General features: G+C 68.6%; 13 protein-coding genes. 5 read left to right on the top strand and 8 right to left on the bottom strand.

The window, feature by feature from the left end; translation table 11 throughout:
* Window positions 1–115: 115 nt before the first annotated feature.
* Window positions 116–1,072 (top strand): AraC-like ligand-binding domain-containing protein, encoded by a 957-nt coding sequence (locus BLQ28_RS25190; protein WP_093245975.1) that lies wholly within the window; start codon window positions 116–118, stop codon window positions 1,070–1,072.
* Here BLQ28_RS25190 and BLQ28_RS25185 read toward each other — a convergent pair.
* The 3 genes from BLQ28_RS25185 to BLQ28_RS25175 form a co-directional block, all read right to left on the bottom strand.
* Window positions 1,047–2,720 (bottom strand): SulP family inorganic anion transporter, encoded by a 1,674-nt coding sequence (locus BLQ28_RS25185; protein ID WP_256327447.1) that lies wholly within the window; start codon window positions 2,718–2,720, stop codon window positions 1,047–1,049. The two genes, BLQ28_RS25190 and BLQ28_RS25185, sit on opposite strands and share 26 nt — an antisense overlap.
* Window positions 2,717–3,397, bottom strand: a complete 681-nt coding sequence (locus tag BLQ28_RS25180) for a ParB-like protein (RefSeq protein WP_093245973.1) — start codon at window positions 3,395–3,397, stop codon at window positions 2,717–2,719. Before BLQ28_RS25180 ends, BLQ28_RS25185 begins: the two co-directional genes overlap by 4 nt.
* Before the next feature lie 101 nt (window positions 3,398–3,498).
* Window positions 3,499–4,416 (bottom strand): class I SAM-dependent methyltransferase, encoded by a 918-nt coding sequence (locus BLQ28_RS25175; RefSeq protein ID WP_093245971.1) that lies wholly within the window; start codon window positions 4,414–4,416, stop codon window positions 3,499–3,501.
* Between the two features lie 375 nt (window positions 4,417–4,791).
* Here BLQ28_RS25175 and BLQ28_RS25170 point away from each other — a divergent pair, with 375 nt between their 5' ends.
* The 4 genes from BLQ28_RS25170 to BLQ28_RS25155 all read left to right on the top strand — a co-directional run bounded on the left by BLQ28_RS25170 (window position 4,792) and on the right by BLQ28_RS25155 (window position 8,602).
* Window positions 4,792–5,517 (top strand): hypothetical protein, encoded by a 726-nt coding sequence (locus BLQ28_RS25170; RefSeq protein ID WP_256327446.1) that lies wholly within the window; start codon window positions 4,792–4,794, stop codon window positions 5,515–5,517.
* A 98-nt stretch (window positions 5,518–5,615) separates the two neighbouring features.
* Window positions 5,616–6,089: a hypothetical protein gene (locus BLQ28_RS25165; RefSeq protein WP_093245970.1), complete on the top strand. Its 474-nt coding sequence runs from the start codon at window positions 5,616–5,618 to the stop codon at window positions 6,087–6,089.
* A 236-nt stretch (window positions 6,090–6,325) separates the two neighbouring features.
* A complete protein-coding gene (locus tag BLQ28_RS25160; RefSeq protein ID WP_093246174.1) occupies window positions 6,326–7,885 on the top strand; it encodes a TerC family protein in 1,560 nt (519 codons plus the stop codon).
* A gap of 105 nt (window positions 7,886–7,990) precedes the next feature.
* The gene (locus BLQ28_RS25155; RefSeq protein ID WP_093245969.1) at window positions 7,991–8,602 is read left to right on the top strand and encodes a flavin reductase family protein; all 612 of its coding nucleotides are present in this window, start codon (window positions 7,991–7,993) and stop codon (window positions 8,600–8,602) included.
* Window positions 8,603–8,646: 44 nt separating this feature from the next.
* On the opposite strand, the gene BLQ28_RS25150 is transcribed toward BLQ28_RS25155, so the two are convergent.
* The 5 genes from BLQ28_RS25150 to BLQ28_RS25130 all read right to left on the bottom strand — a co-directional run bounded on the left by BLQ28_RS25150 (window position 8,647) and on the right by BLQ28_RS25130 (window position 13,752).
* The gene (locus BLQ28_RS25150) at window positions 8,647–9,438 is read right to left on the bottom strand and encodes a CPBP family intramembrane glutamic endopeptidase (protein ID WP_093245968.1); all 792 of its coding nucleotides are present in this window, start codon (window positions 9,436–9,438) and stop codon (window positions 8,647–8,649) included.
* A 172-nt stretch (window positions 9,439–9,610) separates the two neighbouring features.
* Complete coding sequence (locus tag BLQ28_RS25145) at window positions 9,611–10,477, bottom strand: ChbG/HpnK family deacetylase (protein WP_093245967.1); 867 nt, start codon at window positions 10,475–10,477, stop codon at window positions 9,611–9,613.
* The gene (locus BLQ28_RS25140; RefSeq protein WP_093245965.1) at window positions 10,470–12,110 is read right to left on the bottom strand and encodes an ArnT family glycosyltransferase; all 1,641 of its coding nucleotides are present in this window, start codon (window positions 12,108–12,110) and stop codon (window positions 10,470–10,472) included. The genes BLQ28_RS25145 and BLQ28_RS25140 overlap by 8 nt, the downstream gene beginning before the upstream one ends.
* Window positions 12,107–13,171, bottom strand: coding sequence for a glycosyltransferase family 2 protein (locus BLQ28_RS25135; RefSeq protein WP_093245964.1), 1,065 nt, complete (start codon window positions 13,169–13,171; stop codon window positions 12,107–12,109). Before BLQ28_RS25135 ends, BLQ28_RS25140 begins: the two co-directional genes overlap by 4 nt.
* Entirely contained in the window at window positions 13,168–13,752 is a 585-nt protein-coding gene (locus tag BLQ28_RS25130) for a phosphatase PAP2 family protein (protein ID WP_093245963.1), read from the bottom strand. Before BLQ28_RS25130 ends, BLQ28_RS25135 begins: the two co-directional genes overlap by 4 nt.
* Between the last annotated feature and the right edge of the window lie 64 nt (window positions 13,753–13,816).

The following is a 13,816-nucleotide window of genomic DNA, read 5'->3' as shown; positions in this document are numbered from 1 at the left end:
CAGCGTGCATGCGCCTAGTGGTTAACCCGAAATCCCTTGGGGCTTGAAGGCGCTTCACAATGCGCGGCACCCCGGCTCCGTGTTGAAATCTTTCGTTCTCGCCGTCCCCGCCTGCATGACCGCTTCGCTGCTCCTGTCCACCGACCAGATCCCGCCGAAGGAGCGCGGGCCGCTGTGGTGCGAATGGGTGTGGCGCCACTTCGGCGGCCTGGGTTCCGACCTGTACGACGACAGCGAATTCGATGGCCACCTCGCGGCCTCGCATGCGGGCGACGTGATCCTCACGCGGCTCGAAGCCAACCGGCACCGCGTGCTGCGCACCACGCAGATGGCGCGCCTGAGCGAAACGCCTTATCTGAAGATCGTCGCGCCCTGGCAGGGCTCGGCCGAGGTCACGCAGCGTGGCCGCGCGGCGGCGGTGCGTTCAGGCGGATGGACGCTCTACGACACCACCGCCGACTACACCGTGGCCAACCCCGAGCGCAGCGACCACCTGATCGTGATGCTGCCGAAAGACCAGCTCGCCACGCCCGCATTGCCGCTCAACGACCTCGTGGCGCGCCGCATCGGCGGGGGCAGCGGCATCTCGCGCGTGGCGCTGGAGACCATGCGCAGCACCTATCTCGAACTGCCCTTCATGAGCGAGGCCGCCGCACGCGGCGCGGGCGAGCTGCTGATCCATCTGGTGCGGCTGTCGCTGATGGAACTCGCGGGGCAGGAAACACCGCAGACCCAGCGCGAGGCGCTGAAGGACCGCATCCGCCGCCACGTCGCGCAGAACCTGCGCGACCCGGCCCTGTCGATCGACAGCATGGCGCTGGCCCTGCGCTGCAGCAAGCGCCTGCTGCACAGCGCCTTCGCGGGCGACGACGAAACGCTGACCGGCTACATCCAGCACCAGCGGCTGGCGGCCAGCATCCGCGAGTTGCTCGACCCGGCGAACGCGGCGCGCTCGATCACCGACATCGCGCTGGCCGCCGGCTTCGGCAACCTGTCGCACTTCAGCCGCGTGTTCCGCGAGCACACGGGCGGCAGCCCGAGCGAGTTCAGGCGGCAGGCGGCGCAGCGCTGACGGCGGGTGCCGGCGTGCCGCCACCCGTGTTCTGCGATACCTCCACCGCGTCGTCCACGCTCCACGGTGCATAGACCTCGGCCTTGAGGTCGGGCGAATCGACCTTGGCGAGCAGGTCGCGCACGTTGTCCTTCACGCGCGCCAGCGACAGGCGCGCGCCGCGCACGCGCACGTAGGCTGCAAAGTCGCACATCGCCTCGATGCTGGTGGCGTCGAGGTCCGGCGATTCTTCCAGGCTCAGCACCATGCGCTGCAGCGCCGGCGTGGCGTCGATGCGGGCGCGGATCGACACGAACACCGCATCCGCATTGCCGAAGAACAGCGGCACCTCAGGCCGTGCGATCAGCACGCCCGGCGGCACCACGGCCTCGGGGTGGCGGGCGGTGTCGACGTAGTCATGGCTCTGGCCCAGCCGGCCGAGCCAGCTCACCGTGGTGCGCGAGAAGCCGCGCAGCAGCATCAGCAGGCTCACGCCGATGGCCGCCAGCAGGCCGTCGAGTACGCCCAGCAGCAGCACGGCGGCAACGGCCACCAATGCCACCAGCCGGTCGCGCCGCCAATGGAAATACGGCCGCAGCGACGAAGGGTTCAGCGAATGGCTCACCGCGTTGATCACGATGGCGGCCAGCAGCGGCTCGGGCGTGTGCGCGATCCACGGCAGCAGCGTGAGCACGGCCACCAGCACCACCAGCCCCGCCACGATGCCCGCCGCGCGGCTCTGCGCGCCCGCCGATTCGTTGGCCGAGGTGGCCGAGTAGCCCGCGCCCACCGGCATGCCCTGGAACAGCGCCGACAGCAGGTTCGCGCCGCCCAGCGCGAGCAGGTCGCGGTTGGCCGACACGTTGTCGCCGTGGCGCATCGCGAAGGTGCGGATCGAGCCATAGGACTCGGCATAGAGGATCAGCGCCATGGCAAAGGCCAGCTCGCCCAGCCCCAGCCATTGCGCGCGGTCGAGCGAAGGCACGCCGGGGTGCGAGAAGTCGAGCGAGATCGGCCCCACCGCCGCCACGCCCCAGGCATGGCACAGCCCGCTGATGTCGAGCGCGATGCCGCACACGATCACCAGCAGCGCCGCCGGCACGGCGCGCCATCGTGCGAGGCCACGCAGCAGCAGCAGCGCGGCCAGCGCCATTGCCGCACCGGCCAGGTTCCAGTGCCGCCATTCGGACACCAGGCCCGCGATGAGCCGGAAGAAATCGCTGTGCGCCGGCTGCACCGCCAGCACCTTCGGCAACTGCTTGATGACGATGGTCAGCGCCAGCCCGAGCGCGAAGCCGCGCAGCACCGGCTTGGCGATCAGGCTCGACACCGCGCCCAGCTTGGCGATGCCCGCAATGACGAAGAAGACCCCGGCCAGCAGCACGATGCCCGCGCCCAGCGCCAGCCGCGTGGCAGTGTCGACACCGGGAATCGAGGTGGTGGCCGCGAACAGCACCGCGGCCGACGACGAGGTGGCCGAGACGATCGCGAAGCGGCTGCTGCCGAAGATGCCGTAGACCAGCAGCCCCGCGAAGAGCGCGATCACGCCGGCTTGCGGCGGCAGCCCCGCGATGCCCGAATAGGCCACCGCCTCGGGCAGCAGCAGCCCCGCGATGGACACGCCCGCCACCAGGTCGGCGATGCCGGGCCGGCGCGACGTGGTGCTCACGGTGCGGGCTTGTGGTTGGCGTCGGCCGGTGCCATCACCGCAGCGGGCGTGGCGTTGGTCACGCCGGTCCAGCCCGGCAGGTAGCGTGCGGCGGCGGCGCGCGCGAGCGCCACGGCCTTGTCGATGGAGGCCTGCGGCATCGGCTCGGTGGCCGAAGGCTGGAGCTTCTTGGCGGGCAGCAGCGGCCGGAAATGATCGGCCCACAGAAACTCGGCATACGGCGCCGCATCCTTCGCGTAGCCGCCGGCCTTGCGCACGAAGCCGGCGAGGGCGCGGTACGGGTCGTCGCGCATCTTCGCCACGCTGGAGGGAATCGCGCCGTACTCGCGCCGCTTGCCCTTTTCGTCGAACGGGTGCGCCCAGCGGTGGAACTCCATGAGCCGCCAGAACTGCTCGCCCTTGACCTCGGAGAGATCGTCGAGCTGCATCACCCACACCTTGTCGACCGACTCCTGGTGCAGCGCGCACCCGAGGTGATGGTGATCGACGATGTAGTAGCGCCCGGCCGGCCCACGCACGGCCGGGAACCAGTGCGCAGCCAGTGTGCGCTCGCGGTCCTTGCGCTTGAGCTGGCTCCACTGCGCGCGCTTGGTCGCCACCTCGGCCCCGCCGACGGTGATCTGGGTCGGGTGGAGTTCGTCGAGGGCGACGGAGATCAGGTTGGGTTTTGCGGTCATGACAGGGCCTCTTGTTGTGGTTGTGGAAACCGGTGGCAGCGCGTCGGCGCCATCATCGCCATCGGCAAGCCGCGCCACAAGTGGCCCGCACGCTAGCAGTCTCAGACGGACGGGAACCTGACGGCGTGCGCGATGTGGGCGGCCCCCGCGGGCTTGAAGCCATTGGCGCCCGCGGCGTCATAGCGCGCCAGGGCCTGGTGGCCGTCCAGGTCTTCTTTCAGGGCAAAGCCGGTCTCCAGCAGCAGCGCCTTCAGCTCGGCCGGGGCAAAGCCGCAAAGGAAAGCCTCGCCCACCGCCGACACCTCGCTCTGCAGCTTGCGGAAGGCCTCTGCGTTCAGGTGGCCGGGGCGCAGGGCCGCCTCGTCGATGTAGGTGAAGACCAGTTCACTGCCGGCCGGCGCGCAGGCGGCGATGGCGTGCAGGGCTGCAAGGTTGGCCTGCCGCGTGAGGTAGACGGTGACGCCGAGCCACGAGAAGAAGCTCGGCTTCGCGGCCTGGAAGGGCGATCGCGCGAGTGCGCTGCCGAGGTCTTCGACCGACAGGTCGGCTTCGATGAAATGCACCGAGGGCGATTCGGCAACGCCGCAGTCGCGCAGGCGCTGGCGCTTCAATTGCTGCGTGGCCGGGTGATCGACTTCGTAGATGGTCAGGCCCTCGGCCCACGCGGGGCGGCGGCAGACGAAGCTGTCGAAGCCCGCGCCGACGATCACGTACTGCCCGACGCCGCGGGCCACGGCGTCTTTCAAAGCATCTTCCGTGTAGCGCGAGCGCAGGATCACTTCGGGGTACGCCGCGTTGGCGTGCAGCGCGGCATCGAGCACCTGCCCGGGCGTTGCAGCGGCGCCATGCGATGCATCGTGCTGCGCCAGTGCCCGCTCGCGAAAGACCGCGCGCACGGCCTCGGGAACGAGGCGGTCGCCCCACGGGTCGTCCAGCAGCGGAGCGGGGTCGCTGCGCGTGTGGAGGGCGCGCATGAGCGAAGTGGCAAGGGCGGTGCGGCTGGCGTGCGATGGATTCACTGAAGAAGCTCCGGCGTTGAGAGGGCGCGAAGTTTCGGCCCGCGCGACGAATCTGTACAGGGCCTTGTGCGGGGCGATGCGATGTTCGTTGTGCGCTGATGGTGTGCCTGTGGTGCGTCGGTGGCGGCCGCGCGCTTGTCGCCCACTTGTCCCGCACGCGTCATGAATGCTTAAGCAGCGGTTGTGTCGAAGTAAGCGCCAAACTTAAATCTTCCTAATTAGCAGCTTCTTCGGCGCACGTTTTTCATTCGCAAAATGAGTCACCGGACGACACGCCGGGCCTCATGCATGACGCATCGCGCTGGTATGGTCGTGCGCGCAGTTCTTTCCTTCTTCACGCCATCACGCCCGCTGTCGACGCATTGGGCCATTCACATGCCCATTCGTCACGCCCGAGTCTTTCCGCGCTACGCGTTCTACTGCGTGCTGGGCGGCCTTGCCGCGATCTATGTCTTCTGCGCCATGATGCTGGTGCCCGCGAAGATCTACATCCTTCCCTATCTCGTCACGGCGGACTTCGTTCGCTACAAGAGCGCCTTCTTCGTGCTGGTGCTCGCGATTCCGGCGGCGATCTACCTGATCTTCTGGAAGGGCAGCGACTTCCTTGCATGGTGGCGCACGCCGAAGGTGATGACGGTGGGCGCGCACGGCCTGCAGGTCGGCGGCACCATCGTGGCCTTCAAGGACGTGACGCGCCTGCGCCAGCGCCACAACCGCAACCACCTGCTGCTCACCACGCGCAACGGCAAGACGCTGCGGCTGCGCCTCGACCTGTGGGACGACGCGCCCGCGCTGCTCGCCGAAATCGAGGAAGCCGTCGGCGAAGTGCTGCGGCACGACGTCGAGCGGCGCCTGCATGCGGGCGACACCGTGCCCTTCGGCGCGCTCGGCCTGAATGCGGAAGGGCTGGTGCACAAGGGGCAGCTCATCGCGTGGTCGAGCATCGACACCATCCGTACGCAGTCCGATGAAGAGGGCATGGACGTGGACGAGCAGCTCGTGATCGTCGCCAATGGCAAGGCCCGCAAGATCGACCGCTCGAAGATCGACAACGAGCCCGTGCTGATGGCCTGCCTGATGCAGCGCCTTCCCGCTGCCTGAGCCCTTCCTTTCTTCTTTTCCTCTTCTTTTTTTCTCTTCTTTTCTCTCTCGCCCTTCCTTCCTTCAACCACTCCAACAAAGCAAAGCGAATCAGGAAAATGGAAATCTACAGCTCCACCAGCCAGCGCGAACAGACCCGCCAGGACCGCCCGGTCTTCTACTCCCGTCCGCGCCTGATCGCCGGTGCCGCCCTCTGGGTGGTGGTGGCGTGCGTGCTGGCCGTTGTCTGCATCCGCGCGCAGGACAAGAACATCGGCATCCTCATCGCCGCAGCGTTCGGCCTGCTGGCCGCATGGCTGGCGTTCAAGTGCATCCGGCAGCTGGGCAACATCGCGACGCCCGCGTTCGTCGTGGGCCACCAGGGCCTGACTTTCGAGAACGGCCTGCTGATTCCATGGCAGAACATCGTCGAGAACATCTGGGTCAACCAGAGCTACATGGGCATTCCCATCGGCCGGCAGATCCAGATCAAGACCGACCTGCCCAAGCCCAAGGCCCGCGTGCTTCGCCGCGCGACCGCGCTGCAGATTTCAGGCGACGAATACCTCGCGCTGTGCGACGCCTACCGCTGATCCACAGAGGCCTAAAACCCCTTGGCGGCGAACCGTCAAAAAAGGGTTCGATAAACTGCGGGGGTGAAATCTTCTTCAGAGCCTCCCAGTAGGTCGCTGGCCTGCGCCAGCTTCAGCCTGCATCGCTGCGTTGCGAACGACGCCTTCGCAGCGCGCATCCTCCCCGTCTTTTCCCTGTTGCCCGACATGGCCCGCGCCATGCCGGGCCGCACCCGCTTGCACGCACGCACCCCATGATTGAACTCCTCACCGACCCCGCCGCCTGGATCGGCCTCCTGACGCTGGTCGTCCTGGAGATCGTGCTGGGCATCGACAACCTGATCTTCATCGCGATCCTTGCGGAGAAGCTGCCACCGCACCAGCGCGACCGGGCGCGGCTCATCGGCCTGAGCCTGGCGCTCTTCATGCGGCTGGCGCTGCTGTCGATCGTCTCGTGGCTGGTCACGCTGACCACGCCGCTGTTCAGCGTGTTCGGCCAGGGTTTCTCGGGCCGCGACCTGATCCTGCTGCTGGGCGGCCTGTTCCTGCTGTTCAAGGCCACCTCCGAGTTGCACGAGCGACTGGAAGGCGTGACGCACACGGCCAGCGGCTCGACGGTCTATGCGGGCTTCGGGCTGGTGGTCACGCAGATCGTGGTGCTCGACGCCGTGTTCTCGCTCGATGCGGTGATCACCGCCGTGGGCATGGTGGAGCACCTGCCGGTGATGATGGCGGCCGTCGTCATTTCCATCGGCATCATGCTGTGGGCATCGAAGCCGCTCACGCGTTTCGTCAACGCGCACCCGACCGTGGTGGTGCTGTGCCTGAGCTTCCTGCTGATGATCGGCCTGAGCCTGGTGGCCGAGGGCCTGGGCTTCCACATTCCGAAGGGCTACCTGTACGGCGCGATCGGCTTCTCCGTGATGATCGAGACGCTGAACCAGTGGGCCAAGCGCAATGCGCTGCGGCACGAGGCACGCCGACCGCTGCGCGACCGCACGGCCGAATCCATCATCCGGCTGCTCGGCGGCCGCGGGCCCGGCGAGCCGGTGCCGGCGGGCGGCGTGCCCGGTGCGGCGCTCGCGGCGGAGCCCGCCTTCGCGGTGGAAGAGCGCAACATGGTCAGCGGCGTGCTGTCGCTGGCCGATCGCAACGTGCGCTCGGTGATGACGCCGCGCACCGACATCTCGTGGGTCGACCTGAACGACGACCCCGACGCGGTGCGCGAGCAACTGCTCGACACGCCGCACGGCATCTTCCCCGTGTGCCGGGGCTCGCTCGACGACGTGGTCGGCGTGGCGCGCGCGAAGGACCTGCTGGGCCACCTGCTGCGCGACGGAAAGATCGACGAGCGCGGCGGCCTGCGCACGCCGATCTACGTGCCCGAATCGACCACCGTGATCAAGCTCATCGACACGCTGCGCGGTGCGCGCGGGCAGCTCGCGCTGGTCAACGATGAGCACGGCACGCTGACCGGCGTGGTCACGCCCATCGACGTGCTGGAGGCGATTGCCGGCGAGTTCCCCGACGAGGACGAGACCCTGGAGATCCTGCAGACCGCATCCGATGCGTGGACCGTGTCGGGCAGTGCCGACCTGCACCTGCTCGAGCAGGCGCTGCAGACCCATGGCCTCGTGAGCGACGACGACAGCTACACCTCGGTCGCGGGCTTCCTGCTGGCCCGCTTCGGCGGGCTGCCACCCGCGAAGGCGACGTGGGTGCACGACGGGTACGAGTTCGTGGTGACTGATGTCGATGCACAGCGCATCCGGACCGTGGCCGTGCGCCGTCTGCCGCTGCCGGAAGCCGAGGCCTGAACACGACGACCGGGAGCGGCGACCGGGCGCGATGATCGAGTGCGACGTGGGGCCGGCCGATTTGTTAGGCTGGCACCCCGTCGTTGCAACCTTCATTCCACGCGCATGAACGCCTCTCACCGCCGGCCGGTTCCGTTGGCCAAGGCCTACCGTCTGCTGAACCACGGCCCCACTGTCCTCGTGAGCGCCGCGCACGGCGGCCAGCGCAACATCATGGCCGCGGCCTGGGCCATGCCGCTCGACTTCGATCCGCCCAAGGTGGCCGTGGTGCTCGACAAGAGCACCTGGACGCGCGTGCTGCTCGAAGGCGCGGGCAGCTTTGCGCTGCAGGTGCCGACGCGCGCGCAGCTCGATTTGACCGAGGCACTGGGCAACAGCTCGGGCCGCGAGATCGTCGAGCGCGCGGGGCACGACAAGTTCACGGCCTACGGGCTGCGGACCTTTGCGGGCGTCGCCACCGACGCGCCGCTGCTCGAAGACTGCGTGGCCTGGCTCGAATGCCGGCTGCTGCCGGAGCCGCCGATCCAGCAGCGCTACGACCTGTTCCTCGGCGAGGTGATCGCGGCGCAGGCCGACGCCCGCGTGTTCGCCGATGGGCGCTGGAACTTCTCCGGCCACGACGACCTGCGCACGCTGCACCATGTGGCGGGTGGGCACTTCATCGTCGATGGTGAGCAGGTGAATGCGCGGGCACTGCCGCCTGTGCTTCCCTCGTAGCGCTTCGGTTGACCTGGGCGCGAATCAACAAGCCTTGGCAAGCCTCAGGAAGTGGCCCGCGGCACCAGCACGGCCCGCAAGGCGAGCAAGCCGCACACGGCGGCAGCCGATGCGGCCACGATGGCCCACACCAGGCGCGACGGCGGGGCCACGCCGAGCCGGTCGCCCAGCAGCAGGGTCGTGCCGTTGTAGGTGGCGTGCAGGGCAATGCACGGAATGAGCGAGTGCGTGCGTTCGTACAGCCACGCCAGCACCATGCCCAGCACGAAGCCGACCACGAACTGGTAGATGTTCAGGTGCGCCGCGCCGAACAGCAGCGCCGACATGACCATGGCCTGCGAGCGCGAATAGCGCCGAAGGAACCCGCGCAGCACGATGCCGCGGAACAGCATCTCTTCGAGCACCGGTGCCACGACGCACACCGCCAGCATGGCGGCGATGCTGCCGTCGGCCAGACGGCTGAACAGCGACTCTTCCCAGGCCGATGGCGGAACGACCCGCACCATCAGGTTCACGACGGCCGTGATCGTCAGCAGCAGCGCCGGCACCAGCAGCAAGGTCGGCGGCACCACGAACATCAGCGTGGCCCTGGCGGAGTTCCGCGAGCGATGGAACAGCCTGCGGTAGGTGAGCTTCTGGAAGTTCATCACCACCACGAACACGAAGCCGTTGCCCATCACCGTGGAGAGCACGCCGATCTGCAGGTCGTCGAGGCCGAGCAGTCCGTTGGCATCGCGCAGCGCGGCGCCGGCGATGAATTCGCAAAGGAGCAGGGCGGCGAACAGCAGCACGGCCTGCATGGCCGACGGAAAGGCCGTGCGTTTCAGGAAAGGCATGGGTCTGGTGGGGTCGCGAAGGAGCGGCGCGCAAGTTGACCCGCCGGGGATTGCATCAACCTTGCGATGAGAGCCATGCGCGGAAGAAGTTGAACGGCGGGTCGGCCGGTGCCCGCGTCAGCGAAAGCAGAAGGACGGTTGCGCAGGCAAGGCCGCGACGAACGACGGCCTACTACGCATAGGCCAGTTCGCCGCGCTGCACGAGCTGGGACAAGGGCGCGAGCGCGACCTCGCCAAGACGTCCCTGCACCGGGAACGCCAGGCGCTGCAGCGCCGCGTATTCGCGCAGCCTGGCCGCGCCGTGCGGATCGCTCGGCAGGTTGGCGCCGGCGGAGGGGTGGCACATCAGCACGTCGCCGGTGCGGCATTCGGACAGCCACTCGGACAGCCGCGCCGCATAGCCCTGCGTGTCGCCCGAAAAATCGTAGACACCCAGCAAGCGGCGGCTCACGGGAATCCCGTGCTTGCGGGCGAGCGCGGCCAGCCGCGCGCCGCCCAGCGCGTGGATGACCTGGGCTTTCAGCCGCTCGGGGCCGCCACGCCAGACCGGCGCGGTGTAGCGCACCCAGGGCGGCGACGTGGGGTAGCGCCGCGTGATCTCGTCGACCAGCAGATCCCGCACGACCGGAAACTGATGCACGTGCCGGTGCCCGTCGATGAAGGCGGGCGCGCGGCCCATGGCGTCTTCGAAGCGGCTCAGCTGGTCGCGGATGTCGGCATGGAGCGCGGGCGAGAACACCGTGCGCGAGTAGGTCCGCGCAAGCAGGCCGAGCAGGCCAGGCTCGAAGCCGTCGGGCGTGTCGGGGCGCGTGAGGTCCAGGTGCAGGCCGACGTCGAGCCGCGCGGTATCGACCTGCCGGAGCGTCTTCGCGCCTTCGAGCCATGCACTGCGGCGCACCATGCCGCTGGTCGCCGAAATCTTTCCCTGCGCGGCAAGGTCGAGCACGGCCGCGTTGATGCCGGTGCTCATGCCGAAGTCGTCCGCGCAGATGCAGAGGTAGCGCGTGGTCGGCGCCGGGGCGCCGGAAGTCTCAGTCATCGCCATTCGTTGCGGTTCCATTGGCCGGCAGGGGCGCAGAAGAAGAGGAAGAAGGTGCGGGCGTGGAGGCCGCCGCGACATCCAGGCAGTGCGCGTCGCTCGTGGCGCTGCCCGCGAAGCGCCAGGCCGCGACGCTCTGGTGCGCCGAGACCAGCTGCGCGCGGGCCAGCCACGGGTGCGCGATCTGCGCGTTGCTCGGCCCCACCAGCCAGGTCGTGCGGGGCACGCAGAGCGTGGCCGCGAGCTGCGTGCGGTCGACCAGCGTGCGGGCGGCGCGCTCGGGCTCGAAGCGGGCGGCGTCCACGACTTCCTTGCGCCAGTTGTCGCGGGTGTCGGTGACGGCGGCCTTCCAGTCGTCCGAGATCAGCACCGTCTGGTGCAGGTTCCAGTAGAACGGGACTTCGTAGAAGTAGTTGTCGAGCATCAGCACCTGGTCGCCGGCGGCCACGGCCTGGCCTTCGGGCAGGCGCAGCCGGGTGCCGTGCGGCACGGCGTAGATCGCTATCGCGGCCACGCAGGCTACGCACAGGGTGGCGGCCGCCAGCGTCATCGCGCGCGCCTTGGGCCACAGCGCTTCCATCGACCGGCCGGCCAGCACGTGCTTTGCGATCAGGTAGGCCAACGGCGGCAGTGCCGGCAGCACATAGCCCACGAGCTTGGAGCGCGGCAGCGAGAAGAAGACCACGATCACCGCGAGCCAGATCCACATCAGCCAGTCGACGTCGGACAGCCGGGGCCGTGCGTCTTCGTCCTTGCGCCGCGGCACCAGCGCCCAGGCGAACCAGGCAAACCATGGCAGCGTGAAGGCTGCCAGCACCGGCAGGTAGAACCAGATGCCGTGCTCGTTGTTGAAGCCCGAGGACGCAAAACGCCGGAAGTGCTGCGTGATGACGAAGTAGTCGAAGAACTCCGGGTACTTCATCTGCATCGCCACGAACCACGGGCCGGCCACCGCCAGCAGGATGGCCCAGCCGGGCAGCCAGACCGACAACCGCAGCACCGCGGCCCTGCGTGTGACCACGCACCAGATCAGCAGCACCCCCACGGGCAGCACCACGCCGATCAGCCCCTTGGCCAGCAGCCCGGCCGCGGCGAACAGGTAGGCACCCGCCAGCAGCGCCCGCCAGGGCTCGGCGCGTTCGCGGGCCAGCGCGGCGGCGGCGGCCAGCAGCACGGTGGCCGAGATGCAGCCGGCCACCAGCATGTCGAGGTTCGCGAACTGCGCGCCCAAGAAGAAGAAGGGCGTGGTGACGAGCACCATGGTGGACAGCAGCGCCTGCCGCACCGTCGACCAGCGCCGCAGGAAGAGGAACAGCGCCGAAGCCGCCGCGCCCGCGCCCAGGATGGAGGGCAGGCGCGCCGCCCATTCCACCGGCCCGGTCACCGACATGGCAGCTGCGCCGATCCAGTAGAACAGCGGCGGTTTGTGGAAGAAGGGCAGGCCGTCCAGCCGTGGCACCAGCCAGTCGCCCGAATGCAGCATCGACAGCGCGACGCCGGCGTAGCGGCCTTCGTCGGGCGCCATCAAGGGGCGCACCCAGGCCGTTACCAGCAGCCAGGCGAAGATCGCGGCGATGAGCCACAGGGGCTGGGGCGAGGTCCACCAGGCATTGCCATTGCCGGGTCGCTTCATGTCTCTTCGGCCTCGCTCGCGATCCCGCTGCCGTGCTCGTCGCGCACCACGTACAGCGGCCGGCCCTTGACCTCTTCGTAGATGCGCGCGATGTACTCGCCGACGATGCCGGTGGAGATCATCTGGATGCCGATGAAGAACATCAGGCTCACGACGATGGTGGTCCAGCCCGAGACGGAGTTGCCGAACAGCAGGTGGTCCACCGCCACGTAGGCGCCATAGGCGAAGGCCGGCACGGCGAGCATCAGGCCCGCCACGCTGACCAGGCGCAGCGGCCAGGTGGTGAAGGCGGTGAGCCCGTCAATGGCCAGGTTCAGCAGTCGCCGTGCGTTGAACGTGGTGGTGCCTTCGGCGCGCGGCGCCGGCGTGTAGGGCAATGCCACGGCACGGAAGCCCACCCACGCGTACAGGCCCTTCATGAAGCGGCTGCGCTCGGGCAGGCTCATCAGCGCATCGACCACCTTGCGGTCCATCAGGCGGAAGTCGCCCGCGTCCTTCGGCACCTCGAAGCGGTCGGAGGAATTGACGAACTTGTAGAAGAGCTTGCTGCCGATCTGCTTGAAGCGGCTTTCGTCGCTGCGCTCCTGGCGCACCGCGTACACCACCTCGGCGCCGGCCATCCACTGCGCGATCATGGCGTGGATGAGTTCGGGCGAATGCTGCAGGTCGCCGTCGAGCAGCACCACGGCGTCGCCCTTGGCGGCGGCAAGGCCGGCGGTGAGCGCGGCTTCCTTGCCGAAGTTGCGCGACAGCGAGATGCAGCGAAAGCCCGACAGCTCGCACCACGCCTGCGCGACGGCGGCGGTGTCGTCGGTGCTGCCGTCGTCCACCACGATGATTTCCCAGCGCAGCCGCGTGGCCCAGAGGATGTCTTCGAGCAGCGGCAGCAGGTGGCGCAGGTTGGCCGCCTCGTTGTAGCAGGGGATCACGCAGGAGATGCTGCGCGTGTGCGTCTCCGCCGCCGTCGGCATGGCGGCCTGGGGCGCCGTGTCCTGGCCGGCTTGCGACGGGATGGCGCCGATGCCGGCGCGCGAATGCCTCGCGGTGGTCGAAGAGGTCATGAGGGTCTCCAGAGCGAGCGGTCGGCGGGGCCTTGGCCCGACGCGCGGCCGGCCCGCAGCGCGAAAAAATGAAAGATCCGGAAGGCGAGGGCGAGCGCGCAGGCCATCGCGCTGCCGAGCACGAAGCCCGCGGCGATGTCGATCGGAAAGTGCACGCCCACGTAGATGCGTGCCCAGCCGGTGGCGGCAGCCAGCGCCAGCAGCACCACGCCGAGGGCACGCAGGCCGGGGCGCAGCAGGAAGGCCAGCGCCACCATCGACATCACGGCCGCGTGCGTGCTGGGCAGCGAGCCGCTCGCGGCATGCGTGATGTAGGCCGGGGACAGCCCTTGCACGAAGGGGCGTGGCACGTTCAGCAGCATCGCGATGCCGTGCGACACAAGCGAGGTCACGCCGGCCGTTGCCGCCACGGCGAACAGGTAGGCGCGTTCACCACGGCGGCGCCACAGGGCGAGGGCGAGGATGCCGGCGGACAGCCAGGCGGCCCAGAGGGCAAAACCCCTTGCGACCACCAGCACCCCCTGGGTGGGTTGGTTGCCGGCATTGATCCAATGAAAGAGAGCGAGATTCAGCGCGTTCACGATGCGACCCTCGCGAGAGGGTTGAAGAAAGAAAAAGAGATGGGCGCACGGTGGCGCCAATTGC

It is taken from the genome of Variovorax sp. EL159 (assembly GCF_900100965.1).
Lineage (GTDB): Bacteria > Pseudomonadota > Gammaproteobacteria > Burkholderiales > Burkholderiaceae_C > Variovorax.
The sequence above is the reverse complement of the archived record's forward strand: the minus strand, read 5'-3'. Positions and strand labels throughout refer to the sequence as shown.